Source organism: Streptomyces flaveolus, assembly GCF_044765825.1.
Lineage (GTDB): Bacteria > Actinomycetota > Actinomycetes > Streptomycetales > Streptomycetaceae > Streptomyces > Streptomyces flaveolus.
This window is the reverse complement of the sequence record NZ_JBIWKU010000001.1, coordinates 588,378-614,041: the sequence shown is the minus strand read 5'-3', so window position 1 is coordinate 614,041 and position 25,664 is coordinate 588,378. Positions and strand designations below refer to the sequence as shown.

Here is a 25,664-nt window from a genome sequence, read left to right as displayed (position 1 = left end):
GGGCGGGGTAGGGGACGCCGACGTGTGTCCGCCGGTCGGGGCGGGTCAGAACCCGAGCCGCCGCAGCTGCTTCGGGTCCCGCTGCCAGTCCTTGGCGACCTTCACGTGCAGGTCGAGGCTGTGTCGATGTGCGGCTGCCGCCGCGTGGCCGGGGTGCCGGGCGGGGTAGGGGACGCCGACGTGTGTCCGCCGGTCGGGGCGGGTCAGAACCCGAGCCGCCGCAGCTGCTTCGGGTCCCGCTGCCAGTCCTTGGCCACCTTCACGTGCAGGTCGAGGAAGACCGGGGTCCCCAGCAGGGCCTCGATCTGCTTGCGGGACTTGATGCCGACGTCCTTCAGGCGCTTGCCCTTGGGGCCGATGATGATGCCCTTCTGGCTGGGGCGCTCGATGAAGACGTTGGCGTGGATGTCCAGGAGCGGCTTGTCGGCGGGGCGGTCCTCGCGCGGGAGCATCTCCTCCACGACCACGGCGATGGAGTGCGGCAGCTCGTCGCGCACGCCCTCCAGCGCGGCCTCGCGGATCAGCTCGGCGACCATGACCTGCTCGGGCTCGTCGGTGAGGTCGCCCTCCGGGTAGAGCGCGGGGCCCTCCGGCAGCAGCGGGACCAGCAGGTCACCGAGGAGGTCCACCTGCTGATTCGCGGTGGCCGACACCGGGACGATCTCCGCCCAGGTGATGCCCAGCTCCTCGCCGAGCCGGTCGATCGCGATGAGCTGCTCGGCCAGCGTCTTGCCGTCGACCAGGTCCGTCTTCGTGACGATCGCGACCTTCGGGGTCTTCTTGATCCCCGCCAGCTCCTTGGCGATGAAGCGGTCGCCCGGACCGAGCTTCTCGTTCGCCGGCAGGCAGAAGCCGATGACGTCCACCTCGGCCCACGTCGTGCGCACGACGTCGTTCAGCCGCTCGCCCAGCAGCGTGCGCGGCTTGTGCAGTCCCGGGGTGTCCACCAGGATCAGCTGGGCCTCCGGGCGGTGCACGATGCCCCGCACGGTGTGCCGCGTGGTCTGCGGGCGGTTCGAGGTGATCGCCACCTTCTGCCCGACCAGAGCGTTCGTGAGGGTGGACTTGCCCGCGTTGGGGCGGCCCACGAAGCAGGCGAAGCCGGCCCGGTGGACAGCCTCGGCCGGCTTTTCGGATGACTGGGTACCAACGCTCATGGCGCCCATTGTCCCTGATCCCCGGAGCCCCGCCGTACCACCACCGTGTGCGGGCCGGCGGCACGGGCGAGGGTCAGCCCGCGCTCACCGTGTCCCGGACCGTTCCGTCGGGCGCGGCGACCAGCACCGGCGTCCCCGTCCCGCCCAGGTCCCGGACCGCCGCCAGGTCCTCGGCCGACGCCGACTCCGCGTCGGTCACCACGGCCGCCGCCTCCAGCGACTTCGCACCGGACGCCACCGCCATCGCCACCGCCGTCCGCAGGGCGCTGAGCTTCAGGGAGTCCAGGGCGACGGTCCCGGCGACGTACGTACGGCCGGTCTCGTCGCGTACGGCCGCGCCCTCGGGGACGCCGTTGCGGGCGCGGGCGGAGCGGGCCAGGGTGACGATCTTGCGGTCCTCGGGGCCGAGGTCGGTGGTGTCGGTCATGGTCAGAGCATACGGAGGCACCGCGCCGGTCACCCCGCCACCGGGTACATCGCCCCGCGCCGCCCCTGCGGCGACGCCAGCCACTCCAGCTTCGCGGCGGTGTTCGCCTCGTCCAGCGGCGTGTGCAGCACGATCGTCAGGTCGGGCCGCGCGGGCACCTTCAGCGCCGTCGACTCCACGCACAGCAGCCCGACCAGCGGATGCTCCAGCTCCTTGCGGATCTGTCCGGCGTCCTCGATGTCCCGCTCCTCCCACATCCGCACGAAATCGGCGCTGTCGTCCAGAAGCTGGGCCAGGACCGCCTGGAACCCCTCGTCGTCGGGACTGGCCGAGCACGCAGCGCGGAACTGGGCCACGACCGTACGGGCGTTGCGCTCCCAGCTCTGCGAACGGGCCCGGTACAGCGGGTCCGTGAAGAAGTCGACCAGGCAGTTCTGCGTGCTGTCGGGGCGCATGCCCAGCACGATCGCCGCCGCGTCGTTGTACATCACGCAGTTGTAGTACCGGTCCATGATGTGCGCCGGATACGGCATCCACGTGTCGATCAGCCGCCGCAGCCCGTCGCACATGTCCCGCTTGGCGGGCTCCACCTCGGGCGCGGGCGGGTTCAGCCCGGCCAGCAGGTACAGGTGCCGGCGTTCGGCGTTGCTCAGCCGCAGCACGCGCCCGACCGCGTCCAGCACCTGCGGGGAGACGGAGATGTCCCTGCCCTGCTCCAGCCACTGGTACCAGGAAGCGCCCACCCCGGCGAGCACGGCCACCTCCTCACGGCGCAGCCCCGGTGTGCGGCGCCGCCCTCCGCCGTCCGGCAGTCCCGCCTCGGCCGGCGTCACGCGCGCGCGGCGGCTCATCAGGAACTCCCGCAGCTCGCGCCGCCGATGGGTCTTGAGTCCGGTGTCCGTCACGTACCGATTCCCCCCTCGTTCCCGGCTGGTGGTGCCACCACCAGGACAACTGCCCGCTCCCCACGATCATTCCGGCGCCCGCAGGCTCTTGTCCATGGCGATCGACACCTCCACCTCCACCACGCCGGCGCCCGCCGGCACGGCGGCCGCTCTCCGGCTCTCGGCCCGCGACCGGCTCGTCCTGTTCGTGCTGTGCGCCGCCCAGTTCATGGTCGCGCTCGACTTCTCCGTCCTGAACGTCGCCCTGCCCGTGCTCGGCGCGGACCTCGGCATGAACCAGTCGGCCCTCCAGTGGGCGGTCACGGCGTTCGCGCTGCCGTCCGGCGGCTTCCTGCTGCTCTTCGGCCGCATGGGCGACCTCTACGGCCGCCGCCGGCTGTTCCTCGCCGGCCTCGCGCTCTTCGGCGCCGCCTCGCTGCTGGCGACCTTCGCCTGGGACCCGGCCTCCTTCCTCGCCGGACGCGCCCTGCAGGGCCTCGGCGCGGCGGCCATCGTGCCGACCGGCATGTCCCTGCTGACGACGACCTTCCCGGAGGGCCCGGCCCGCGACCGCGCCCTCGGCATCTCCGGCACCCTGCTCTCGCTCGGGTTCACCGTCGGCATGGTGGCCGGCGGAGTGCTGACCGACCTGCTGAGCTGGCGCTCCACCATGGGCCTGCTGGCCCTGTTCGCCCTGATCGTGCTGCCCCTCGCCCCCGCCCTGCTCCCCGAGTCACGCACTCCCGACCGCCCCCGCCTGGACGTGCCCGGCGCGGTCACCGTCACCGGCGGCCTGCTCTCCCTGATCTACGCCCTGTCGACGGCCGCCGAGCACGGCTTCGGCCGCACCGACGTCCTCGTCACCCTCGTCGCGGGCCTGCTGCTCCTGGCCGCCTTCGCGGTTGTCGAGTCCCGCTCCGCCGCCCCGCTGGTCTCCCTGCCGATGCTGCGCCGCCGCACGGTGGCCTGGGGCAACCTGGGCGGTCTGGTGACCTTCTCGATGATGTCCACGGTGGTCTTCGTGCTCACCCTGTACCTCCAGGAGGTCCTGCACCTGACCGCCTTCGAGACCGGCCTGGTCTTCGGCGTGCAGGGCGTGCTGTCCGTGGTGGCCGGCACGTACGCGCCCCGTGTCATCGGCCGCTTCGGCGCCCGCCGCACCCTGGTCGGCGGGCTCGCCGGGCAGGGCGCCCTGGGGCTGTCCCTGCTGGCGCTCGGGGAGGGCGGCTGGTCGGTGTTCCTGGCCACGGCCGCCGTCTCCCTGGCCAGCATGTGCCACCTGGGCGCGATCATCTCCTACGGCGTGACCGTGACCTCCGGCGTCCCCGACGAGGAGCAGGGCCTGGCGACCGGCCTGGTCACCTCCACGCAGCAGGTCGGCATCACCGTCGGCATCCCGCTGCTGGGCGTGCTGGCCACCACCTCCGCGGACCTGCGCTCCGGTGTGCACACGGTGCTGGTCCTGGACGCGGCGATCGTCCTCTCGGCGGCCGCGCTGATCGCGGCCGGACTGCGCCCCCGCCGCTCAGGGACGGTCGAGGCGGAGCCGGTCGGCGCGCGGTAGACCGGCGACGACCAGGTCGTACGAGTCCTCGACCAGCTCCCGGACCACACGGTCCGGGAGCTGGCCGTCGGCGGTCACCGTGTTCCAGTGCCGCTTGTTCATGTGCCAGCCGGGCACGATCAGGCCCTCGTGCTCGGCGCGCAGCCGGATCGCGTCCTCCGGGTCGCACTTGAGGTTGACGGTGAGCGGACGCCCGTCCAGGAAGGACAGCGCGAACATCTTGCCCAGCACCTTGAAGACCGAGATCTCCGGGCTGAAGGGGAAGTCCTCCACGGCCGCGTTGAAGGACAGACAGAACGCGCGCAGCTCCTGGGGCGTCACTCCGCCGCCTCCCCGGCGCCGGACCTCGCCGGGGCCACCGGCTCCACCAGCACCGTCACGATCTTGTTCCGGCGGCCCGCGGCGGCCTCCGCGGTCAGCCGCAGCTCGCGGCCGTCGGGCAGCTCGACGATCGACGTGGCACCGGCGATCGGCACCCGGCCGAGCGCCTTCGCCAGCAGCCCGCCGACGGTCTCCACGTCCTCGTCGTCGAACTCCTCCAGTCCGTACAGCTCGCCGAGGTCGCCGATGTCCAGGCGGGAGGTGACCCGGAAACGGTCCTCGCCCAGCTCCTCGACCGGCGGCAGCTCACGGTCGTACTCGTCGGTGATCTCGCCGACGATCTCCTCGAGGACGTCCTCGATGGTGACGATGCCGGCCGTGCCGCCGTACTCGTCGATGACGACGGCGACGTGGTTGTGCTCCTTCTGCATCTCGCGCAGCAGGTCACCGGCGTTCTTGGTGTCGGGCACGAAGAACGCCGGGCGCATCGCCGTGGACACCAGGTCGCTCTCCGCGTCCCGGCTGATGTGCGTCTTGCGCACGAGGTCCTTCAGATACACGATCCCGACGATGTCGTCCTCGCTGTCACCGGTGACCGGTATCCGGGAGAAGCCGGAGCGCAGGGCGAGGGTGAGGGCCTGGCGGATGGTCTTGTACCGCTCGATGACGACGAGGTCGGTGCGCGGCACCATGACCTCCCGCACGAGCGTGTCGCCCAGCTCGAACACCGAGTGCACCATGCGGCGCTCCTCGGCCTCGATCAGCGACTCCTTCTCGGCGAGGTCGACCAGCGCCCGCAGCTCCGCCTCGGAGGCGAAGGGGCCGCGGCGGAAGCCCTTGCCGGGGGTGAGCGCGTTGCCGAGGAGGATGAGCAGCGACGGGATCGGGCCCATGACCCGGTCCAGCGGCACCAGGACGTACGCTGCCGCCGTCGCCGTGTTCAGCGGGTGCTGACGCCCGATGGTGCGCGGGGACACCCCGACGGCCACGTACGACACCAGCACCATCACCGCGATGGCGATCACCAGTGCCTCGCCGGTGCCGTCGAACTCCTTCAGGCAGGCGTACGTGACCAGCGCGGCTGCGGCCATCTCGCAGGCGACGCGGACCAGCAGCGCCACGTTGAGATAGCGCGTCGGGTCGGCGGCGACCTTGGCCAGCCTGGCGCTGCCGCGCCGCCCCGAGCGCACCGCCTCCTCGGCGCGGAAGCTGGACACCCGCGCCAGGCCCGCCTCCGCGCACGCGGCGAGCCAGGCGACCACGACCAGGGCGACGGCGCCGGCGACGAGCGGGAGGCTCATGAGACGGTCGGGGCCGGGGAGGGGCCGGTCAGGCCCTTCTCCGCACGCCAGCCATCCACGATGGCGGCCTGGAGGCCGAACATCTCGGCCTTCTCGTCGGGCTCCTCGTGGTCGTAGCCGAGCAGGTGCAGCACCCCGTGGACGGTGAGCAGCTGGAGCTCCTCGTCCATGGAGTGCTGCGTCTCGGCCTCGGTGCCCTGCTTGGCGGCGACCTCCGGGCAGAGCACGATGTCGCCGAGCAGGCCCTGCGGCGGCTCGTCGTCGTCCTTCGACGGCGGACGCAGCTCGTCCATCGGGAAGGACATGACGTCCGTCGGACCGGGCAGGTCCATCCACTGGATGTGGAGCTGCTCCATGGCGTCGGCGTCCACGACGATCACCGAGAGCTCGGAGAGCGGGTGGATGCGCATCCGCGCGAGCGCGTAGCGGGCGATGTCGAGGATCGCCTGCTCGTCGACCTCGGTTCCGGACTCGTTGTTGACGTCGATCGACATGGTCGTGCTGGTCTACTTCCCCTTGGCCTTGGCACCGCGCCCCGGGGCGTGGCCGCCCTGGTGGGCGCCGTTCTCGGTGCCGTTCCTGCTGTCGTACTGCTCGTACGCGTCGACGATACGGCCCACCAGCTTGTGCCGGACGACGTCGTGGGACGTCAGCCGGGAGAAGTGGACGTCCTCGACGCCCTCCAGGATCTCCTGCACCTGCCGCAGGCCCGACTTGGTCCCGCCGGGCAGGTCGACCTGCGTCACGTCACCGGTGATCACGATCTTCGAGTCGAAGCCGAGCCGGGTCAGGAACATCTTCATCTGTTCGGGGCTGGTGTTCTGGGCCTCGTCCAGGATGATGAAGGCGTCGTTGAGGGTCCGGCCGCGCATGTACGCCAGCGGCGCGACCTCGATCGTCCCGGCCGCCATCAGCCGCGGGATCGAGTCCGGGTCGAGCATGTCGTGCAGCGCGTCGTACAGCGGGCGCAGGTACGGGTCGATCTTCTCGTAGAGCGTGCCGGGCAGGAAGCCGAGCCGCTCGCCGGCCTCGACCGCCGGACGGGTCAGGATGATGCGGTTGACCTGCTTGGACTGCAGGGCCTGCACCGCCTTGGCCATCGCCAGGTAGGTCTTGCCGGTGCCCGCCGGGCCGATGCCGAAGACGACGGTGTGCTTGTCGATCGCGTCGACGTACCGCTTCTGGTTCAGCGTCTTGGGGCGGATCGTGCGGCCGCGCGAGGACAGGATGTTCTGCGTGAGCACCTCGGCCGGGGTCTCCTGGCCGTCGCTCTCCCCGTTCTCGCTCGCCTTCAGCATGGCGATCGAGCGTTCCACTGCGTCCTCCGTCATCGGCTGCCCCGTGCGCAGCACCAGCATCATCTCGTCGAACACGCGCTGCACCAGGGCGACCTCATGGGCGTCGCCTACCGCGCTGATCTCGTTTCCCCGGACGTGGATGTCGGCCGCCGGGAAGGCCGTCTCGATCACGCGCAGAAGGGCGTCGCCGGATCCCAGTACGGTCACCATGGGGTGCTGGGCGGGGACGGTGAACTGTGCTCTCGCCTGCCCCTGCGCGGGCGTGTGAGCTGAGGGTGTCTGAGTCATGGGCCGGCGCTCGAGGCCTGCACGTCCTCCTCTGCGGCAGTGCGCCGCGTGACGGGTGTGTCTGCTGCCTCCAGCGTACGACTACCCGCCGACAGCACCCACGTCTTTTGTCCGACCGGCCGCGGGGTATGCCCGGGTGCGGTCACCGCTGGGCGCGGAGCAGGTCCCGGTACCAGCGGTACGACGCCTTGGGCGTCCGCGTCCGGGTGGCGAAGTCGACGTGCACCAGTCCGAACCGGCGCGCGTACCCCTCAGCCCACTCGAAGTTGTCCAGCAGGGACCACACGAAGTAGCCGCGCACGTCCACGCCCGCCTCCACCGCCCGGTGCAGGGCGCGGACGTGGGCGTCGAGGTAGGCGATGCGGTCCTGGTCGTCGAGGCCCTCGTAGGAGCAGCCGTTCTCTGTGATGACGACCGGTGGCAGCCGGTCGCCGTAGCGGTCGCGGAAGCCGGTGAGCAGCCCCGTGAGCCCTTCGGGGACCACGGGCCAGCCGAAGTCCGTCAGCGGCCGGTCCTCGATCGGGCGCACCGAGAAGGGCAGCCCGGCCGGGAGCCGCACACCGCCCCACTCGCTCTCCGCGCCCCGCGGGGCGCCCACCCGCGCCGGCGCGTAGTAGTTCACGCCGTACCGGTCCAGCGGCTCGGCGATCACCTTCAGGTCGGCGTCCACATCGCCCGGCATCAGCTCGCCGACGCCGTCCGGATACCGGCCCAGCAGCAGCGGGTCGGCGAACAGGCGGTTCAACAGGACGTCGTAGAACTCCGCCGCCTCCCGGTCGGCCGGCTCGTCCGAGGCGGGCCAGGTCGGTCCGTGCGAGTTGGCGATCCCGATGTCGCCCGCGCCGGCCGCGCGCAGGGCCCGTACCGCGAGCCCGTGCGCGAGGAGCTGGTGGTGGGCCGCCGGGAGGGCGTCGAACAGCAGCTCCCTGCCGGGGGCGTGCGTGCCGAGGGCGTGGCCGAGCAGGGTGTGCTCGGCGGGTTCGTTGAGGGTGAGCCAGGTGCCGACCCGGTCGCCGAGCCGCCGCACGACGGCCGACACGTACTCCGCGAACCGGTACGCCGTGTCCCGTTCGAGCCAGTCCAGGTCCGCCGGGAGGTCCCAGTGGAAGAGGGTCGGCACCGGCCGGACGCCCGCCGCGCACAGCTCGTCGACCAGACGGTCGTAGAAGTCGAGCCCGCCGGGGGAGTTCACCCGGGGCCAGGAGACCGAGAACCGGTACGCGTCCACGCCCAGGCCGGCGAGCAGCGCCACGTCCTCGCGGTAGCGGTGGTAGTGGTCGCAGGCCACCGCCGCCGTCGAGCCGTCCTTGACCCGCCCGGGTTCGGCCGTGAAGGCGTCCCACACGGACGGTTCCCGCAGATCGGCCGCACCCTCGATCTGGTGGGCGGACGTGGACACGCCCCACAGGAAGCCGTCCGGGAACCGCGGCATCGCGTCAGTCGCCATGCGCGGATCATCCGTACCCCCGGTAAGGGAAGTCAACGCCCGTGCGCGGCACGTGCGTTACGCGCCCTCCTTCAGGACCCGCGAGATCAGCCGGCGCTGCTCGTCCGTCAGCCGGGGGTCGGCCGCGTACACCGTCCGGTCGTCCACGGTGATCTGGTAGCTGAACCCGTCCGGCACCCCGACGGGCGGCGTGCCCCGCCCGTCGGCGACCGCCCGCTCGGCCAGGGCGTGCCACTCGTCCGCGTCGGGGCGTCCCGCGGTCTCGACCTCCGCGTGGCGTTCGATGCCCGCGAAGCCTCCTGTGCGCCTCACCTGAATCCGCATGGGACCGTGTCTAGTACGGAACTACTGCGTGCGCACCCCGACCTGTTCCCAGCCCTTGCGCACCGCCTCCAGCTCGTCCGCGTCGCCGTAGCGCTCCCGGGCGGCCTTCACCGTCAGCGTCGCGAAGTCCGTGAACGACGCGTCCTCCCGCAGTTCGCCCCCGGTCAGCACGTCGTACCAGATCTGCCCGGCGCGCTCCCAGGCGTGGCCGCCCAGCTCCGTGGCGACGAGGTAGAAGGCGTGGTTGGGGATGCCGGAGTTGATGTGCACGCCGCCGTTGTCGCGGCCGGTGCGCACGTAGTCGTCCATCGTGGCGGGCTGCGGGTCCTTGCCGAGGACGTCGTCGTCGTACGCCGTGCCCGGCGCCTTCATGGAGCGCAGCGCCTCCCCCGTCACGCGCGGGGCGAGCAGCCCGGCGCCGATCAGCCAGTCGGCCTCGGCGGCGGTCTGGCCGAGCGAGTACTGCTTGATGAGGGAGCCGAAGACGTCCGACACCGACTCGTTCAGCGCACCCGGCTGGCCGTAGTACGTCAGGTTGGCGGTGTGCTGGGTGACGCCGTGGGCCAGCTCGTGGCCGATCACGTCCACGGGGATGGTGAAGTCGAGGAAGATCTCCCCGTCCCCGTCGCCGAAGACCATCTGCTCGCCGTTCCAGAAGGCGTTGTTGTACTCGCGGTCGTAGTGCACGGTCGCGTCCAGCGGCAGTCCGGCGCCGTCGATGGAGTCGCGCCGGTACGCCTTCAGGAACAGCTCGAAGGTGGCGCCGAGCCCGGCGTAGGCGCGGTTGACGGTGGCGTCCTGGCCGGGCTCGTCGCCCTCGGAGCGCACCTTGCGGCCGGGCAGGTCGGTGCCGTGCCGGGCGTCGAAGATCGTGCGGTGCGGCTTGCCGGCCTCGGCACCGGCGCGCGGGGTGACGGTGGCGGCGCCGATGACGGTGGTCAGGCCGCGGCGGGTGCGCTCGACGGCGTCGCGCTGGATGGTCCGGCGCGCGGGCCCGCTGAGCACGGGGTCCTCGTTCCGGGCGAGCTTGTCGAGGACGTGGGGCGGCACGATGGTGCAGAAGACGGGCTGGAAGCCCCCGTTGGTCGTCATGTCGGAACCATCGCACTGCGTGACATGACTGTCACCAGCTGCAACCATGATCGGTGGAATGCGAGGCCAAGAGGGCCCGGTGCGCGGCCGGAAGTGGTATACGGCACTTTTTGTCCCGGTTCCCTCCGTGGTCCCGCATACTGATACGGACCCGCGTGACCGGCGTGACTCGGCTAAGGTGCTGGGCATCATGCGTTTCGGGCTGCTCCTCCTTAGCTGCCGCGGCGAGGGCCTGTAAGAGGCCGACTCCCTCCCCGCGGTGCTTGGTGTTGCGCGTCGGCCGTCCTTCCGGACACGCGGACACCGCGGACATCACGAGGAGCCCACGCGATCATGGCCAACCGCCAGCAGCCCAGTTCCATGCCGACCATCAAGTACCGCGGCTACGAGCAGGTCGACATCCCCGACCGCACCTGGCCCGACCGGCGCATCACCCAGGCCCCCCGCTGGCTCTCGACCGACCTGCGCGACGGCAACCAGGCCCTGATCGACCCCATGTCGCCCGCCCGCAAGCGCGCGATGTTCGACCTGCTGGTCAAGATGGGCTACAAGGAGATCGAGGTCGGCTTCCCCGCCTCCGGCCAGACCGACTACGACTTCGTACGGTCGATCATCGAGGACCCGGACGCCATCCCGGACGACGTGACCATCTCCGTGCTGACCCAGGCCCGCGAGGACCTGATCGAGCGCACGGTGGAGTCCCTGAAGGGCGCCAAGCGCGCCACCGTCCACCTGTACAACGCCACCGCCCCCGTCTTCCGCCGCGTCGTCTTCCGCGGCTCGAAGGACGACATCAAGCAGATCGCGGTCGACGGCACCCGGCTGGTCATGGAGTACGCCGAGAAGCTGCTGGGCCCCGAGACCGAGTTCGGCTACCAGTACAGCCCCGAGATCTTCACCGACACCGAGCTGGACTTCGCCCTGGAGGTCTGCGAGGCGGTGATGGACACCTACCAGCCCGGTCCCGGCCGCGAGATCATCCTCAACCTGCCCGCCACGGTGGAGCGTTCGACGCCGTCCACGCACGCGGACCGCTTCGAGTGGATGGGCCGCAACCTGTCCCGCCGTGAGTACGTCTGCCTGTCCGTCCACCCGCACAACGACCGCGGCACGGCGGTCGCGGCGGCCGAGCTGGCGGTGATGGCCGGCGCCGACCGCGTCGAGGGCTGCCTGTTCGGCCAGGGCGAGCGCACCGGCAACGTCGACCTGGTCACCCTGGGCATGAACCTGTTCTCGCAGGGCGTCGACCCGCAGATCGACTTCTCCGACATCGACGAGATCCGTCGCACGTGGGAGTACTGCAACCAGATGGACGTCCACCCGCGCCACCCGTACGTGGGCGACCTGGTCTACACGTCCTTCTCCGGCTCCCACCAGGACGCCATCAAGAAGGGCTTCGACGCCATGGAGGCCGACGCGAAGGCCAAGGGCGTCACCGTCGACGACATCGAGTGGGCCGTCCCGTACCTGCCCATCGACCCCAAGGACGTCGGCCGTTCCTACGAGGCGGTCATCCGCGTCAACTCGCAGTCCGGCAAGGGCGGCATCGCCTACGTCCTGAAGAACGACCACAAGCTGGACCTGCCGCGCCGGATGCAGATCGAGTTCTCGAAGATCATCCAGGCCAAGACCGACGCCGAGGGCGGCGAGATCACGCCGACGGCGATCTGGGACGTCTTCCAGGACGAGTACCTGCCCAACCCGGACAACCCCTGGGGCCGCATCCAGGTCAAGAACGGCCAGACCACGACCGACCGCGACGGCATCGACACCCTCACCGTCGAGGCCACCGTCGACGGCGAGGAGACCACCCTGGTCGGCACCGGCAACGGCCCGATCTCGGCGTTCTTCCACGCGCTGCAGGGCGTCGGCATCGACGTACGCCTGCTGGACTACCAGGAGCACACGATGAGCGAGGGCGCCTCCGCGCAGGCCGCCTCGTACATCGAGTGCGCCATCGGCGACAAGGTCCTGTGGGGCATCGGAATCGACGCGAACACCACGCGCGCCTCGCTGAAGGCGGTCGTCTCCGCCGTCAACCGGGCGGCTCGCTGACCAGCCGAATCGGTGGTTCGAGGCCCCGCACGCCGGAAAACGGCGGGCGGGGCCCCGTCGTATACCGGCCATCTCCACGCCGAGGTCACGGAAAGGTCTCGTCCCGGGTACTGACTCCACGTCGGTGATGTGGCTAACATCACGCCAGCGCGGCGATGTTGCCGCGCGGTTACGGAGGTGCGACGTGCTGCCTGGACGGGGACGAAACGACCGAGCTGCCCGGCTGCCGCGCATCCTGGGCACCCGCACCGCGTGGACGCCCGTCGGCGACGGCGAGTTCTTCTGCCCCGGCTGCGGGGGCGACCGCAACTACCAGCGCCTCACCGGCCGCCGCCGCTTCACCCTGCTCGGCGTGCCCGTCCTGCCGCGCGGCGAGTCCGCGCCGACCGTGGAGTGCGCGGCCTGCCGCCGCCACTACGGGACCGACGTCCTCGACCACCCGACCACCACCCGCTTCTCCGCGATGCTCCGCGACGCCGTCCACACCGTCGCCCTCGCGGTGCTCGCCGCGGGCGGCACCTGCTCCCGTACGTCCCTGGAGACGGCGGTCGTCGTGGTGCGCGCCGCCGGCTTCGAGGACTGCACCGAGGACCAGCTCGGCGCGCTGGTCGAGGCGCTCGAAGCCGACACCGGTCGGGTGCGCGACGAGCCCTGCGTGCCCGGCCTGGCCATAGAGCTGCACGAGGCGCTGGACCCGCTGGCCCCGCACCTCGCCGCCGTCGGCCGCGAATCGATCCTCCTCCAGGGTGCCCGCATCGCCCTGGCCGACGGCCCCTACACACCCGCCGAGCGCGACGCCCTCGCGACGGTCGGCGCCGCGCTGACCATCTGCTCCGACGACGTGACCCGGCTGCTGGAGTCGGCGGGCACCCCGTCCTGACGCCGCTCAGCGGCCCCCGGTGAGGTCCAGGCGCAGCACGTGCCGGTCCATGCCGGGCCCGAAGTAGTCCCGGCGCAGCCCGGCGTCGGGTTCCTCGGGGGCGAAGCCGAGGGAGCGGTAGAGCAGGATCGCGGCGTGGTTGGCGGGCTCCACGGTGAGGCGGACCCGCTCTATGCCGTCGCGGCGCAGCCGGGCCAGTATCTCCGTCATCAGTTCCCGGCCAAGTCCGTGCCGGCGGCGGTCCCGGGTCACGCACAGGCCGAGGATCCAGCTGTCCCTGCCGAGCGCCGGCGTCGTCGTGGCGGCCAGTACGTAGCCGCGCAGCCGGCCCCCGCCGCCGTCGAGGACCAGGAAGTGCTCCGCGTACATGTCGAAGAGCTGACGCAGCAGGAAACCCGGATAGGCGACCTCCTGGAAGACCTCCTCGTCGAGTCGTCGCAGTTCAGGCAGGTCGGACTCCCGCACCGTCCGCAGGACCGGGGGCAGGGCGTCCGGGAACGGCCCCCGCTGCGTGAGTTGCTCGTGGCGGTCCAGGGCGCGTTCCAGTGGTTCGGCGGTCATGCCACCCCCAGTCAGGATGTGCGGACGTCAACTCGACGGACACCGGTGCCACACTCGAAGGAATGAGGGGTCCCGCTGGCGGCCGGTGCTCCTTCTGGCTAGAGTGAGCGCCCAACTCCCGCTGTGCAAGGGAGAGTTAGGGTGTGCAACGGTGCGCCTGACGTGCGCCCGGGGGGTGTGGACTGGCGTGTTCCCGGCTGTCCGGATGTGCCGAGGCGGCCTATCTTGCGAACAAGGAGACGCCTCTTCACCGGTCGGCGTCCACAGGACCGCGCGCGCGGCGCACGGTCCTGTCCACAAGCGAACGGAACGCGGCAGGGTGACTATGGATCGCAATGCCGACGCGCCTTGGTCGAAATTCGATCCCGAGGTGTATGTCGACAACAATTACCGGACCCCGCTCGAAGTCGACCGGCTGATCGTGCGCCTCATGCGCGACCACTTCAGCCGCTGCTTCGCCGGGGCCGTACCGGATTCCGTCCGGGGTGTCGACGTCGGTGCCGGTGCGAACCTCTACCCGGCCCTGTCCATGCTGCCCTGGTGCGAGAAGATCCTCCTCCTCGAGTACGCCGGCCCGAACGTCGAGTACCTGAAGCGGCAGACCTCCGCCCAGGGATACGACACGGCCTGGGACGCCTTCTGGGAGGAACTCCGGCAGGCCCCGGCCTACCGCGACCTGGAGCCGAGGACCCGGTTCAGCGACATCGTCCGCGTGGAGCGCGGCAACCTCTTCGACCTCGACGGGCAGCGCCGCTGGGAGCTCGGCACGATGTTCTTCGTCGCCGACTCCATGTCCGAGTGCCCCGAGGAGTTCCAGCGGGGCGTGCGGTGCTTCATGAACGCGCTGAACGAGGGAGCCCCCTTCGCCGCCGCGTTCATGAAGGAGTCGGTCGGCTACCAGGTCGGGGAACACCAGTACCCCGCCTACCGGGTGAACGAGGACCGGGCCAGGGAGAGCCTGATCCCGTTCTGCAAGGAACTGGAGATCCACGACCTGCACCACGTGGTGCGGCCGGGACACGAGGGAATCCTTCTCGCCCTGGGGCAGCGGAACGCGGAGATTGCCGCCCCGTGAGAACGGGGACCATGACGGAACACACGGTCTGAGCACACGGTCCGACCACAGGGCAACGAGATCTGTACGAGGGGTACGGGGATGCAGATCAAGCCACGCCAGCACCTGCTGGACATCTGGCAGGCCATGGCTCGCCACTCGTTCGACGACGGGAAGCTGGTCCAGGGGCCCACCGACGGGCTGAGCAGCGTCGCGGACGCGGAGCGGCTGCTCTGCCTGCTGTATCCGGCGACCGAGGTTCCCGCCTTCCGCCTCGACCAGCCCGACACCACCGAACGGGACGTGCTGCGGGCGCTGGAGAGGGTCGGCACCCGGCTGGAGATCCCCGCCAACCTGATCACCGCGCTCGCCCAGTTCATGCGCACCCACACGGGGCCGGACGACAGCCCCACCTTCGCCGGCGGGCACTACTTCAAACCGGCCGACCCCCAGGGGCAGATCACCCACGAGCAGAGCCAGCTGGGCGTGGTGGACTCCTACTCCATGTCCGTCACGCTCTCCCTCGCCACCCTCGGATACCTCAAGGTCTACGAGACCACCACCACCCGCCCCGAGGTCCTCAAGGCCATCGCCGAGCTGCGCGAGGCCACGAACGCCCGGCTGACCTCCGCCATGATCAGCCTGCTGCGCTCCTTCACCGTCAACGTCTTCGACGCCGAGTCCGAACAGGGCCGCAGGCTGATCCAGGTCATCGGCCAGGGCAAACAGTCCGACCGGATCGCCCTCCAGCAGTTCTCCCGGAGATTACGGCCCCTGCGCGCCACCATCATCGAGAGCCTCACCCGCGGCATCCAGTTCGACGAGGGCATCCGGGACGAGAGCCAGCTCTTCGAGTGCGGCTGGGCCTGGGGCATCGTCCAGGACGCGCCCAAGGTCACCGACCTCGACCTCCAGGTGCCCGGCCAGCCCGACGGCATCGCCGACCGGCTGCCCTACGTGTACTTCACCGTCGTCGCCCTGGACGGCATCCAGGACCTGTTCTCCGAGCGCACCCTCACCCTCGGTCTGCTCGACGCCGACCAGCAGAAACTGGCCGAGGCACTGCGCCTGCGCTGGGAACTCAGCCAGCAGTACTGGTCGGCCATCGCCCGCTTCGGCTCCGAACGCTGGCCGCTGGAGGACCTGCCCTGGCAGACCACCGGCCTGAGGCTGGAGTCCGAGTACTTCTCCCTCACCGTCGCCGCCATCCTCGTCCACGACCTGGTCCGCCGGAAGGCCACCGACGACGACCTCACCCGCACCGTCGCCATCATGGAACGCCTCGCCGACCGCGGGCGCGTCTCCAGCCGGATGACCCGGGACGACCCCACCATCCGACTGCACAACCCCGGCGTCACCATGCCGCTCGCCGGATCCGAGCGCTCCGGCAGCCTCCTCCTGTGGCGCATGACCGACTTCTCCGCCCAGCTCCTCAAGCGGATCATCCAGCTCGCCGAGCTCTCCCGGAACATCGGCGCCCAGGACCGGCTGCTCCGCCTCGCCGAGCAGACCTTCGAGCACCTGTGGAACCGGCGGATAGAGGACGACGACGGCGCCGGCCTCTGGGACAACGTCCGGGCCGTCTACCCCGACGCGCACGACGCCGAACTGCGCATGTCCTGGAGCATCACCGAGCGCGTCACCGAGTGCCTCGTCGCCGCCCGCAACCTGTACGAGCAGCAGCCCATCCGCAGCCCCGAACTCGCCGAACTGGCCCGCGAACTGCTCAGCGAGGCCACCCATCTGTTCGGCAAGGAACAGCTGGAGGCGTCCGCCGCCGCCGACGGAAGCAGAGCCCGGGCGATGCGCAGCATCGAGAGCCGCCTCGACCACGCGCGCAGCCTGGTCGACGACCGGCCCGCCACCGCCTTCGCACTCGCCCTCCCCGTCCTTCAGGAACTCGACACCCTGGCCCAGGCCAGGGGCGCCGCCGCACAGGAGGTGTGAGCGTGCTCGTCTTCGCCGCCTCCGACAAGGGAGGCACCGGCCGCTCGGTGACCAGCGCCAACCTGGCCTACCAGCGCGCCCTCACCGGAGACCACGTGGCCTACGTGGACTTCGACTTCGGCTCGCCCACGGCCGCCGCCGTCTTCGACGTGCCCGGCGCCATGCGCGGCACCGAGGAACGCGGCCTCCACTCCTACCTGGAGGGCGAGACCGCCGAACCCGCCAGGATCGACGTCTGGCGGCAGACCGAGCACCCCCTGCTGCGTTCCCGCCCCAACCAGTCCGGGCGGCTGGTCCTGTTCCCCGGCGACGCGGGCGGCGGCGAGTTCGCCACCGACGAGGACGCCCTCGAACGCTGCGTCGACCTGCTGCTGCGCCTCAACGGCGAGTTCGACCTGATCGTCGTGGACCTCAGCGCCGGCCGCAGCTACGCCGTCGACATGGTCCTCGCGGCGACCGCCCACCCCCGGATGCAGTTCGTCCCCTTCCGCTGGCTCGTCTTCCACCGCTGGACCCGCCAGCACGTGATCGCCGCCTCCGGACTGGTCCACGCCGAGCACGGCATCATCCGCGGCGGCGTCGAACGCGGCCACGACGAGGAGGCACTGCGCGCCGCCACCCGCTTCGTGCGGGCCGCCGTGCCCGACCCCGAGTCGCCGCTGTGGTCCCAGGGCTCGCCCGCCCAGGCCGCCTGGATGCAGGCCTGCGACGAGGCGCTGCGCCGGCTCGCCGCCGAGCACCGCATCGGCGACAGCGTCGTCCTCGGCATCGTGCCGCTGGAACCCATACTCCAGTGGCGCGAGCAGCTGATCACCGAGGAGGACGTGCTCTCCACCCAGATCGCCAACAAGGAGACCCTGGAGGCGCTGGAGGAGATCGCCCGGCGCCTGACGGACGACACGTACTGGGGGCGGCCGTGACGGAGACCGGGTTCCGCGAGACCGCCGCCGAGCCGCGCACCGAGGCGGTGCCGCTGGCCCATCTCTCCCTGGAGCTGGGCCACCTCTACATGGAGGACTTCGAGGCGGGCCCTGAGCGGCTGCGGGACCACTTCACCCAGGTCCGCCCCTGGGTGGACGCCGCCCGCGCCGCCGCCGTCGCCCGCACCGGCGGCAAGCGCGCCCGGATCAGCACCTGCTTCCTCATCGACGACTACTTCACGCGCTTCTCCACCCCCGCCGAGGTCGTGCCCATGCTCCTGGCGGAGGCCGGCCGGGCCGGGCTGACCGTCGACTACCTCGCCCGCGAGTCCGGCTGCGCCGTCACCGGCAAGGTGCCCGTCGCCGAGGCGGTGGCCGGCCGCATCGTCGAGTCGCCGCCGCCCGGCAGCTACGGCCTGCGGCCGCCCGCCGCGCAGACCGGCTGGCTGGCCAACGGCGAACGCAGCCCCGTCGCCCGCGCCCCGCAGGCGATGAAGCGCGCCGCCGCCTGGCAGCCGCCCCAGGAGACCGCGGCCCGCCGCCACTCCGTCTTCCTGGACGTCGAGCTGTGGAGCGACGACGCCGACGGGCAGCGCACCTGGTCCTGCCCCTTCCTCGCCGCGGTGTGGCAGCTCGCCCGCCTCGGCCTGCTGCGCAACCAGGGCGAGGCCGTCCTCGTCCCCCAGCCGCACACCGCCCCCGGCTTCCCCGACGACTGGGACGAGCTGCCCTCGCTGCTGCGGCTCAACCCCCGCGCGGACCCGTTCGCCGCCTACCGCACCTGCTCGGTGCTGCCGACCCGGTTCCTGCCCGTCGAGCACGCCGTCCGCGTCATCCTCGACCAGATCGAGGTCGACCCCCAGGCGCTGGACCAGGTCGCCAAGCGGTCCGCCGGCGAGCGGGCGGCCGTCCCCGACTCGGTGGCCGACCGCATCTCCTACGTCTACTACGCGGGGCTCTGACATGGCGCCGCGGGAGGTCGCCCCGAGCCCCGTGCTCGCCTGCGGAGAGGTCCGCACCTGCCTGCTGCCCACCCGGCAGGCCCTCGACATCCGCGCCGCCGCCCAGCTCCTGGGCCTGCGCGCCGACGAACGCGTCCTGCTCTCCGAGCGCCCCAACCTCTACGCGCGTTCCCCCGACACCCTCACCGGCGTCGACTGTCACCTCCCCAGCGCCAACGGCGCCCGGATCCGCGCGGTCGGCACGGTCGTCGCGCGGGCCGCGCTCACCGAGGGCCGCGTCCTGCAGGCCTCCGCCCACTTCCGCGTCCCCGCCGCCGGGCCCGACCAGCGCCGGCCCTGGGGCCACTACCTGGTGCGGCCCGGCATGGTCGAGCCGCTCGGCAGGCTGCCCCGCGAGGCGGTCGCGCAGGGCGTGCTCGGCGGGGGACGGCACGGCGACCTCGACGTCGGACTGATCGCCGACGGACTGCTCACCCGGCTGCTGCGCCACCCCCTCCTCGACCACCGGCCGCCCCTGAGGTCCCGCCCCACCCGGCTGCGCTGGGCGGCCCTGCCCGCGGCCCCGGGCGAGGGCCCGTCGATCGAACGGTTCACGCTCGCCGAGGACGAACTGCGCACCGTCCTGCTCCGGGTGCCCGAGGACACGGCCGGCGGCGATCTCGCCGCCCTGTGCGACGACCTCGCCCTGCACGACTGGCTGCTCACCACCCTGGTCCGCATGCTCGACGGCATCCGCCTGGGCGCGGGCCCGGAACACGGCTTCGCCGTCGTCGAGGCACTGCGCCCCGCCGTCAACCACCTGCTGCACCTGTGGATGCCCCGCGCCCGGGTGCCCCAGGAGCTGGCCGCGCTGTGGGACCCGCTGGAGGAGCGGCCCGGCTTCACCCGCCAGTGGAGGACGCTGGTGCAGCGCATCCGCGACCAGTTGACGCTGCACGCGATCCCCTCGGCCCACCGGGAGGTGGAGCCGGCGTCCTGACCGGACGGCACACCCTCCCACGCACATCCCCGCACCCCGATCCGACGCGTATCCCAACGGGGGGAGAAGCGAGATGAGCACGGCACCATCACCCCAGCCCGACGACCCGGCCGTTCCGCCGGACCGCACGAACGGCCCGGCGATCCCCGGCCTCGCGGGCCTGACGGGCGCGTCCCCTTGGCCGCGCCGCCTGCTGGTCGGCCTGGTCCTCGGCGCCCTGGCCTGGAGCGTCACCGCACTGCTGAGCCCGGACAGCGGCCCGCTGCGGCAGTTCGCGACCGCCGCGCTGTGCGCCGTCGCCGCGGTGCTCGTCCAGTCCGTCCACGGCCTGGACCGCGGCGCCGAGGACCTGCGCTCGAGAGACCTGCACACCCATGACGCGCGGGTGGAGGAGCACACCCGGCGGGTGGAGGAGCACACCCGCCGGGTGGAGAGCGCCCTGGCCGAGCACGCCGCCGCCGTGCGCGACGGCCTGAACCAGTACGACGACGAGCTGCGGACCGGCCTGGTCCGGCACACCGAGGACGTGAAGCAGCTCGTCGAGAACCACCTCGTCCAGGCGGGCCACGGCACCGAACAGCCCTACCCGCCGCTCGACCGGGCCCGCATCGAGGGCGTGCCCGAAGTGGCCAAGAGCTTCGCCGAGGTCCTCGCCCCCGGACCCTCGATCCTCCACACCTTCGTCCGCCTGGAGATGACGCGGGTCATCGGCTACATGGCGGACCTCACCAACCTGACCGCGGAGTGCCCCGGCGAGAACCACGACTGGATGCTCGCCCTCACCCGCGCCGCCGAGCAGTCCATCTGCGCCACCAGCACCTCCGTCGACCGGGAGTTCTGGAACAGCGAGCCCGCCAGCCGCTACCTGGAGGCCCAGCAGGAAGCGGTCGACGAACAGGGCGTGACCGTGCGCCGGCTGTTCCTGCTGGCAAGCGCCCGCGAGCTCGACGACCGGCTGCTGCGGCTGTGCGAGGAGCAGGAACTGCGGCACATCGACGTCCGCGCGGCGGTCCTGCCCGAACTGCCCCCGCACCTCCAGCGCGGCACCACCAACGACTTCATCGTCTACGACGAGGAGGTGTCCTTCGAGATCGAGCAGGACCTGCGCGACGTCAACGTCAGGACACGGCTCATCGCCCGCCAGGATCACGTGCGGGACCGGATGAAGCGCTTCAAGGAGCTCTGGGAGGCCAGCATGAGCCTGCGCGAGCTGGAGGTACGGGTCGACGCCGAGGAGGACGGCAACTGGATGGTCGACCGGGCCTGACGGCAGGCCCGGTCCCGGGCTCATCGCCCGTCAGGCGCAGTAGGTGTCCGTGCCCGGCCGCTGTCCGGTCGCCAGGAAGCGGGAGACCGTGCGGTCCCCGCAGGCGTTGCCGTTGGCGAGGTAGGCGTCGTGGCCGGTGGAGTTCACGGTCACCATGACCGCGCGCCGGCCGAGCGCCTCCCTGAGCTTCAGTGCGCCGCTGAGCGGGGTCGCGACGTCCCGCTCGTTCTGGACGAGCAGGACGTTGGACGGTCCGCGGCCGGTGATCCGCACCGGTGCCTCACGTGGCGGGTGGGGCCAGGCGGCGCACGGCATCGCGTTGCGGGGCATGCCCGCGGTGAGCGGGTATTTCGCGCGGCTCTCGGCGACGTCCTTCTCGTACACGGCGGCCGAGGTGGGCCAGGAGACATCGTTGCAGAGGACTCCGGCGCCGACGGCGGCGACGTTCTGCAGCACGGCCTCGGGCGGTGCCGCGGGCGCGGGCGGCACGGTGCCCTGCTGCGCGGCCCGCATCAGCTTGGCGAGCGTGGGATAGCGGCTGGGGGAGTAGAGGCTGTCCAGCATGGTCTGGCGCAGCACGTTGCCGTTCAGTTCCTCCGGGTTGGCGCCGGGCCAGGGGAGGGGTTCCCGGTCGAGCCGGGCGGCCAGCCGCAGGAACAGCGGCCGTACGTCGGCGGCGCTGCTTGCGACGCGGTCCGGGTTGTCGGGCTTCGACGCCCACGCGGCGAAGTCGGGGAAGGTGTCCTCCACGCCCTGCTCGTGCCCGGCCAGCCAGGCGCGGGCGACGCGGGTCGGGTCGGGGTTGTCGTTGCTGTCCAGCACGATGCGGTCGGTGCGGTGCGGGAACAATTGCGCGTACACGGCTCCGACGTACGTCCCGTACGACACGCCCCACGCGGAGAGCCTGCGCTCGCCGAGCGCGGCGCGGAGGCGGTCGATGTCGCGGGCCTCGTTCGCGGTGCTGAGGTGCCCGAGCAGCTCGCCGCCGTTCGCGGCGCAGGCGTCGGCCATGCGGCGGGCGGTGGCCATGTTCGTGTCCACGGAGCCGTCGGCGGCGGGCCAGGGGCGGAGCTTGGAGGTGGCGAGGTCGCCGTGGTCCAGCCCGCAGTCGACGGGCGTGGACGGGGCGAGGCCGCGGGGCGCGAATCCGACCAGGTCGTAGGCGTCGCGGACGTCCTGGGGCAGCTTCTGCCCCTTCCCCGAGGGGTCGTTCAGGCTGGAGCCGCCCGGCCCGCCGGGGATCAGCAGCAGGGCCCCGCGCCGGGCGCCCGGATGCTCGCTCGGGATGCGCGAGACGGCGATGTCGATGCGGGGGCTGTCGGGGTCGGCGTAGTCCATGGGGACCCGCAGGGTGGCGCACTGCTGACGGGGGTCGAGGCCGGCGCCCTGACAGGTGGTCCAGTCGAGGCCCTGGGACGGGCTCGCGGCCACGGAGGCGGTCACGGGCGCGGTGACGGCGAGGAGGGCGGTGGAGACGCCGACGAGGGCGGCGTTGCGGAGGGTGCGGGTGCGCTGCGTCATGCGACGAGCCTCGCGGATCGGCGTGCGCCGCCCCATCCGGGCAACAACCTGAAACGCCTTGGGGTTTACCCCAGCAGACCCCTGACGAACGCCCCCCAGGCGGCCGGCCCGACGAGGACGACCGGCCCGTCGGCCACCTTGCTGTCCCGGACGGGGATGACGTCGGGGACGCCGTGAGCCACCTCGACGCAATCGCCGCCTTCGCCGTTGCTGTACGTGCTCTTCGTCCAGCGGGCGTTGCTCAGGTCGTACTCGCGCATCGTCTGAAGTCCTCCGCCGACGATTCGATCAGGGCCAGGGACGCCTCCGACGACTGCGTGGCGACCCTGAGCAGATCGTATGCGCGTTGCACCCGCTTCACCACGGCCGGATCGTCCACCAGCGTTCCTGAAAACGACGTCTCTGTATAGGCGACCTGGGGCGCGTCCTCGAACTCCATCAGCTTCAGGGAACCGTTCATGGCCGCATGCGCCCCCGCCGTGTACGGCAGCACTGTCACCCACGCCGTGCGCTCGCGCATGAGCCGTGCGATGTACTCCAGTTGTGCAGCCATCGCGTGCGGGCCGCCCACCGGGACGCGCAGCACGTTCTCGTGCAGGGTCACCCAATACTCGGGCCGTGTAGCGTCCTCGAGGATCAGTGACCGTTCCAGGCGGGCGGTGACGATCTCGTCCACGTAGGAGTCCGGCTTGAACGGATTCGCGGCGATCGTGACCGCGCGCGCGTACTCCTTGGTCTGCAGCAGACCCGGAACCACCGCCGGTGCGAACTCGCAGATCCGCGTCGCCAGGCGCTCCAGCTCCACTACCCCCGCGAAGTAATCCGCATACCGCGGGTCATCAATCAGCTTCCGGCACAGTCGCTCGAAAATACCGTCGGTTTGCAGTGCGCCGTCAATCCGCTGCGCCACGTCCAACTGCGGTTTGCGAATCGCCTGTTCGAACTGGCCGATGTAGCCGCCGGACACAAATACCCGTGCGCCCAGCTCCGCTTGGGTGATCCCGGCATCCTCCCGGCGCCGCTTGAGTTCCGTGCCGAAGAACTCCCAGGCCGCCTGCCGCGAACCGTTGGCCATAACCAAACCCCTTGCGCTGACCAGCACTTGTAGTGCACAGACTCCTGCCGAGTGTAGGTGCAGGGAGGCATTCTGGAGGCACGAAGAGTGAAACAGGAAACAGGAGGGGAACACGGTGGAGCCAACACACTCGGCGCACTGCGTCGAAGAAGCGGAGGACACGGTGAAAGAATTGCGCGCGGCACTCGTGAGGGCAGGAATTACGCTGCCGTCACTCGGGATCGACCCGGTGAGTCTTGCGCGGGAGGCACCTTGTCCGCTCATCGAATTGGGACGATGCTCCGTGGAGACCGCGCGCCGGCTCGCGGCGGTGCTGCGATGATGCCGCCGATCGGTTCCTACGCGGTCGACACCCGCACGGGGCGGGTCGGCATCGTCATGGGGCACGAGGGCCCGTACGTCCAGATGCGGCCGTACGGCGGAGGCCGCGAGTGGGACGCCGAGCCGGGTGACGTACGCCACGCCACCCCGGCCGAGCGGCTCAGCGCGGCCACGGCGTACACCAACGCGCGAAGTCGTGGCGAGGTGCCTTGAGGCATGCGCGAGAATGGGCTCCATGAGTCTGTTCCGCGACGACGGCATCGTGCTGCGCACCCAGAAGCTGGGTGAGGCGGACCGGATCATCACCTTGCTCACACGCGGTCACGGCCGCGTACGCGCCGTGGCGCGCGGGGTGCGCCGTACGAAGTCGAAGTTCGGGGCACGGCTGGAGCCGTTCTCGCACGTGGACGTGCAGTTCTTCTCGAGGAGCAGCGAGCTGGTCGGGCGCGGGCTGCCGCTGTGCACGCAGAGCGAGACCATCGCGCCGTACGGCGGCGGGATCGTCACGGACTACGGCCGGTACACCGCCGGGACGGCCATGCTGGAGACCGCCGAGCGGTTCACGGACCACGAGGGCGAGCCGGCCGTGCAGCAGTACCTGCTGCTCGTCGGTGCGCTGCGTACCCTCGCCCGGGGCGAGCACGCGCCGAACCTCGTCCTCGACGCGTTCCTGCTGCGTTCCCTCGCCGTGAACGGGTACGCGCCGACCTTCGGCGACTGCGCGAAGTGCGGCATGCCGGGACCGAACCGGTTCTTCTCGGTCGGATCGGGCGGTTCCGTCTGCGCCGACTGCCGGGTGCCCGGCAGCGTCGTACCCTCGCCGCAGGCCCTGGAACTGCTCGGTGCGCTGCTCACGGGAGACTGGGGGACCGCGGACGCCTGCGAGGCGCGGTACGTCCGGGAGGGGAGCGGGCTGGTGTCCGCGTACCTGCACTGGCACCTGGAGCGCGGCCTGCGGTCCCTGCGGTACGTCGAGAAGTCCTAGACACAGGTAGAGCACGAGGAGACGAGAGACACATGGCCGTACGCGGTTTCCTGGGGCGTCAGCGCCGGGAGTACAGGACGCCGGAGCCGCACCCGTCCGGCGCGCGGCCCCCGAAGCTCGGTGAGCTGGTGCCGGAGCATGTGGCGATCGTCATGGACGGCAACGGGCGCTGGGCCAAGGAGCGCGGCCTGCCGCGCACCGAGGGGCACAAGGTCGGCGCCGAGCAGGTCATGGACGTCCTTCAGGGGGCGATCGAGATGGGCGTCGGGAACATCTCCCTGTACGCCTTCTCCACCGAGAACTGGAAGCGCTCGCCGGAGGAGGTGCGCTTCCTGATGAACTTCAACCGCGACTTCATCCGCAAGTCCCGCGACACCCTCGACGAGCTCGGGGTGCGGGTGCGCTGGGCGGGGCGGATGCCCAAGCTGTGGAAGTCGGTGGCCAAGGAGCTCCAGGTCGCCCAGGAGCAGACCAAGGACAACGACCGGCTCACGCTGTACTTCTGCATGAACTACGGCGGCCGCGCGGAGATCGCGGACGCGGCGCAGGCCCTCGCCGAGGATGTGCGGGCGGGACGGCTCGACCCGTCCAAGGTCAACGAGAAGACCCTCGCGAAGTACCTGTACTACCCGGACATGCCGGACGTGGACCTGTTCCTGCGGCCGAGCGGGGAGCAGCGGACGTCGAACTACCTGCTGTGGCAGAGCGCGTACGCGGAGATGGTGTTCCAGGACGTGCTGTGGCCGGACTTCGACCGGCGTGACCTGTGGCGGGCGTGCCTGGAGTTCGCCTCCCGGGACCGCCGCTTCGGCGGCGCGATCCCCAACGAGGAACTCCTCGCCATGGAGGGCCGGGGCGGAGAATCCAGCCCGTCCGGCGTGTGAGGACGAGGCCGTCAGGCCGAGAGGGGCGCGGGGGGGCGCCCCCCGCCCCCCCGCCCCGCCCCCCGCCGCCCCCGCCCCCCCCCCCCCGGGGGCGCAGAAATCCCCCGGGTGCGCCACCGTTTCGGTTACGGGTTAGGCGGCGCTGGGCAC

General features: G+C 71.4%; 26 protein-coding genes. 12 read left to right on the top strand and 14 right to left on the bottom strand.

Features of this window, described 5'->3' with window-relative positions; genetic code table 11:
* Positions 1 to 203: 203 nt before the first annotated feature.
* The 3 genes from era to ACIRG6_RS02780 form a co-directional block, all read right to left on the bottom strand.
* Positions 204 to 1,157, bottom strand: a complete 954-nt coding sequence (gene era, locus ACIRG6_RS02790) for a GTPase Era (protein ID WP_318218508.1) — start codon at positions 1,155 to 1,157, stop codon at positions 204 to 206.
* Positions 1,158 to 1,230: 73 nt separating this feature from the next.
* Positions 1,231 to 1,584 (bottom strand): cytidine deaminase, encoded by a 354-nt coding sequence (locus ACIRG6_RS02785; RefSeq protein WP_381687496.1) that lies wholly within the window; start codon positions 1,582 to 1,584, stop codon positions 1,231 to 1,233.
* A gap of 29 nt (positions 1,585 to 1,613) precedes the next feature.
* Complete coding sequence (locus ACIRG6_RS02780; RefSeq protein ID WP_364679709.1) at positions 1,614 to 2,435, bottom strand: helix-turn-helix transcriptional regulator; 822 nt, start codon at positions 2,433 to 2,435, stop codon at positions 1,614 to 1,616.
* 148 nt (positions 2,436 to 2,583) lie between these two features.
* On the opposite strand from ACIRG6_RS02780, the gene ACIRG6_RS02775 reads away from it, so the two are divergent.
* Positions 2,584 to 4,032: an MFS transporter gene (locus ACIRG6_RS02775; protein WP_403320377.1), complete on the top strand. Its 1,449-nt coding sequence runs from the start codon at positions 2,584 to 2,586 to the stop codon at positions 4,030 to 4,032.
* Here ACIRG6_RS02775 and ACIRG6_RS02770 read toward each other — a convergent pair.
* The 7 genes from ACIRG6_RS02770 to ACIRG6_RS02740 all read right to left on the bottom strand — a co-directional run bounded on the left by ACIRG6_RS02770 (position 3,994) and on the right by ACIRG6_RS02740 (position 10,103).
* Positions 3,994 to 4,353 (bottom strand): MmcQ/YjbR family DNA-binding protein, encoded by a 360-nt coding sequence (locus tag ACIRG6_RS02770; protein WP_403320375.1) that lies wholly within the window; start codon positions 4,351 to 4,353, stop codon positions 3,994 to 3,996. The genes ACIRG6_RS02775 and ACIRG6_RS02770 overlap by 39 nt on opposite strands.
* The gene (locus ACIRG6_RS02765; RefSeq protein ID WP_350721260.1) at positions 4,350 to 5,654 is read right to left on the bottom strand and encodes a hemolysin family protein; all 1,305 of its coding nucleotides are present in this window, start codon (positions 5,652 to 5,654) and stop codon (positions 4,350 to 4,352) included. The genes ACIRG6_RS02770 and ACIRG6_RS02765 overlap by 4 nt, the downstream gene beginning before the upstream one ends.
* On the bottom strand, positions 5,651 to 6,148 hold the full coding sequence (gene ybeY, locus ACIRG6_RS02760) for an rRNA maturation RNase YbeY (RefSeq protein WP_225635889.1): 498 nt from the start codon (positions 6,146 to 6,148) through the stop codon (positions 5,651 to 5,653). The genes ACIRG6_RS02765 and ybeY overlap by 4 nt, the downstream gene beginning before the upstream one ends.
* 12 nt (positions 6,149 to 6,160) lie before the next feature.
* Positions 6,161 to 7,240 carry a PhoH family protein gene (locus tag ACIRG6_RS02755; protein ID WP_350721259.1) on the bottom strand — a complete coding sequence of 360 codons (1,080 nt, stop codon included), beginning with the start codon at positions 7,238 to 7,240 and terminating at the stop codon, positions 6,161 to 6,163.
* 142 nt (positions 7,241 to 7,382) lie between these two features.
* Positions 7,383 to 8,687 (bottom strand): GH1 family beta-glucosidase, encoded by a 1,305-nt coding sequence (locus ACIRG6_RS02750; RefSeq protein ID WP_364679527.1) that lies wholly within the window; start codon positions 8,685 to 8,687, stop codon positions 7,383 to 7,385.
* A 57-nt stretch (positions 8,688 to 8,744) separates the two neighbouring features.
* Positions 8,745 to 9,011, bottom strand: coding sequence for a protealysin inhibitor emfourin (locus ACIRG6_RS02745; protein WP_318218502.1), 267 nt, complete (start codon positions 9,009 to 9,011; stop codon positions 8,745 to 8,747).
* 21 nt (positions 9,012 to 9,032) lie between these two features.
* Complete coding sequence (locus tag ACIRG6_RS02740; protein WP_364679523.1) at positions 9,033 to 10,103, bottom strand: M4 family metallopeptidase; 1,071 nt, start codon at positions 10,101 to 10,103, stop codon at positions 9,033 to 9,035.
* Between the two features lie 333 nt (positions 10,104 to 10,436).
* On the opposite strand from ACIRG6_RS02740, the gene leuA reads away from it, so the two are divergent.
* Positions 10,437 to 12,158 carry a 2-isopropylmalate synthase gene (gene leuA / locus ACIRG6_RS02735; RefSeq protein WP_350721255.1) on the top strand — a complete coding sequence of 574 codons (1,722 nt, stop codon included), beginning with the start codon at positions 10,437 to 10,439 and terminating at the stop codon, positions 12,156 to 12,158.
* Positions 12,159 to 12,342: 184 nt separating this feature from the next.
* Positions 12,343 to 13,038, top strand: coding sequence for a tellurite resistance TerB family protein (locus ACIRG6_RS02730; RefSeq protein ID WP_350721254.1), 696 nt, complete (start codon positions 12,343 to 12,345; stop codon positions 13,036 to 13,038).
* A gap of 6 nt (positions 13,039 to 13,044) precedes the next feature.
* On the opposite strand, the gene ACIRG6_RS02725 is transcribed toward ACIRG6_RS02730, so the two are convergent.
* Positions 13,045 to 13,599: a GNAT family N-acetyltransferase gene (locus ACIRG6_RS02725; protein ID WP_364679519.1), complete on the bottom strand. Its 555-nt coding sequence runs from the start codon at positions 13,597 to 13,599 to the stop codon at positions 13,045 to 13,047.
* A 325-nt stretch (positions 13,600 to 13,924) separates the two neighbouring features.
* Between ACIRG6_RS02725 and ACIRG6_RS02720 the strand changes: the two genes are divergently transcribed.
* From ACIRG6_RS02720 to ACIRG6_RS02695, 6 genes are all read left to right on the top strand, one after another.
* Entirely contained in the window at positions 13,925 to 14,674 is a 750-nt protein-coding gene (locus ACIRG6_RS02720; protein ID WP_239768161.1) for an SCO2525 family SAM-dependent methyltransferase, read from the top strand.
* Between the two features lie 81 nt (positions 14,675 to 14,755).
* Positions 14,756 to 16,600 (top strand): SCO2524 family protein, encoded by a 1,845-nt coding sequence (locus tag ACIRG6_RS02715; protein WP_189227894.1) that lies wholly within the window; start codon positions 14,756 to 14,758, stop codon positions 16,598 to 16,600.
* Between the two features lie 2 nt (positions 16,601 to 16,602).
* A complete protein-coding gene (locus ACIRG6_RS02710) occupies positions 16,603 to 17,520 on the top strand; it encodes an SCO2523 family variant P-loop protein (protein WP_239768581.1) in 918 nt (305 codons plus the stop codon).
* On the top strand, positions 17,517 to 18,482 hold the full coding sequence (locus ACIRG6_RS02705; protein WP_364679515.1) for an SCO2522 family protein: 966 nt from the start codon (positions 17,517 to 17,519) through the stop codon (positions 18,480 to 18,482). Before ACIRG6_RS02710 ends, ACIRG6_RS02705 begins: the two co-directional genes overlap by 4 nt.
* 1 nt (position 18,483) lies before the next feature.
* Positions 18,484 to 19,461 (top strand): SCO2521 family protein, encoded by a 978-nt coding sequence (locus ACIRG6_RS02700; RefSeq protein WP_364679512.1) that lies wholly within the window; start codon positions 18,484 to 18,486, stop codon positions 19,459 to 19,461.
* A 73-nt stretch (positions 19,462 to 19,534) separates the two neighbouring features.
* Positions 19,535 to 20,728, top strand: coding sequence for a hypothetical protein (locus ACIRG6_RS02695; protein WP_350721250.1), 1,194 nt, complete (start codon positions 19,535 to 19,537; stop codon positions 20,726 to 20,728).
* Positions 20,729 to 20,758: 30 nt separating this feature from the next.
* Here ACIRG6_RS02695 and ACIRG6_RS02690 read toward each other — a convergent pair whose 3' ends face one another.
* From ACIRG6_RS02690 to ACIRG6_RS02680, 3 genes are all read right to left on the bottom strand, one after another.
* Positions 20,759 to 22,249 carry an alpha/beta hydrolase gene (locus ACIRG6_RS02690; RefSeq protein WP_403320369.1) on the bottom strand — a complete coding sequence of 497 codons (1,491 nt, stop codon included), beginning with the start codon at positions 22,247 to 22,249 and terminating at the stop codon, positions 20,759 to 20,761.
* A gap of 65 nt (positions 22,250 to 22,314) precedes the next feature.
* A complete protein-coding gene (locus tag ACIRG6_RS02685) occupies positions 22,315 to 22,509 on the bottom strand; it encodes a DUF397 domain-containing protein (protein ID WP_403320367.1) in 195 nt (64 codons plus the stop codon).
* The gene (locus ACIRG6_RS02680) at positions 22,491 to 23,324 is read right to left on the bottom strand and encodes a helix-turn-helix domain-containing protein (RefSeq protein WP_403320365.1); all 834 of its coding nucleotides are present in this window, start codon (positions 23,322 to 23,324) and stop codon (positions 22,491 to 22,493) included. Before ACIRG6_RS02680 ends, ACIRG6_RS02685 begins: the two co-directional genes overlap by 19 nt.
* A 318-nt stretch (positions 23,325 to 23,642) precedes the next feature.
* On the opposite strand from ACIRG6_RS02680, the gene ACIRG6_RS02675 reads away from it, so the two are divergent.
* From ACIRG6_RS02675 to ACIRG6_RS02665, 3 genes are read left to right on the top strand one after another with little or no spacing between them, the layout of a single operon-like run.
* Complete coding sequence (locus ACIRG6_RS02675; RefSeq protein WP_189227903.1) at positions 23,643 to 23,858, top strand: hypothetical protein; 216 nt, start codon at positions 23,643 to 23,645, stop codon at positions 23,856 to 23,858.
* 22 nt (positions 23,859 to 23,880) lie between these two features.
* Positions 23,881 to 24,630, top strand: coding sequence for a DNA repair protein RecO (recO, locus tag ACIRG6_RS02670; RefSeq protein WP_403320363.1), 750 nt, complete (start codon positions 23,881 to 23,883; stop codon positions 24,628 to 24,630).
* Between the two features lie 32 nt (positions 24,631 to 24,662).
* Positions 24,663 to 25,514: an isoprenyl transferase gene (locus tag ACIRG6_RS02665; protein WP_318218490.1), complete on the top strand. Its 852-nt coding sequence runs from the start codon at positions 24,663 to 24,665 to the stop codon at positions 25,512 to 25,514.
* Positions 25,515 to 25,664: the final 150 nt, after the last annotated feature.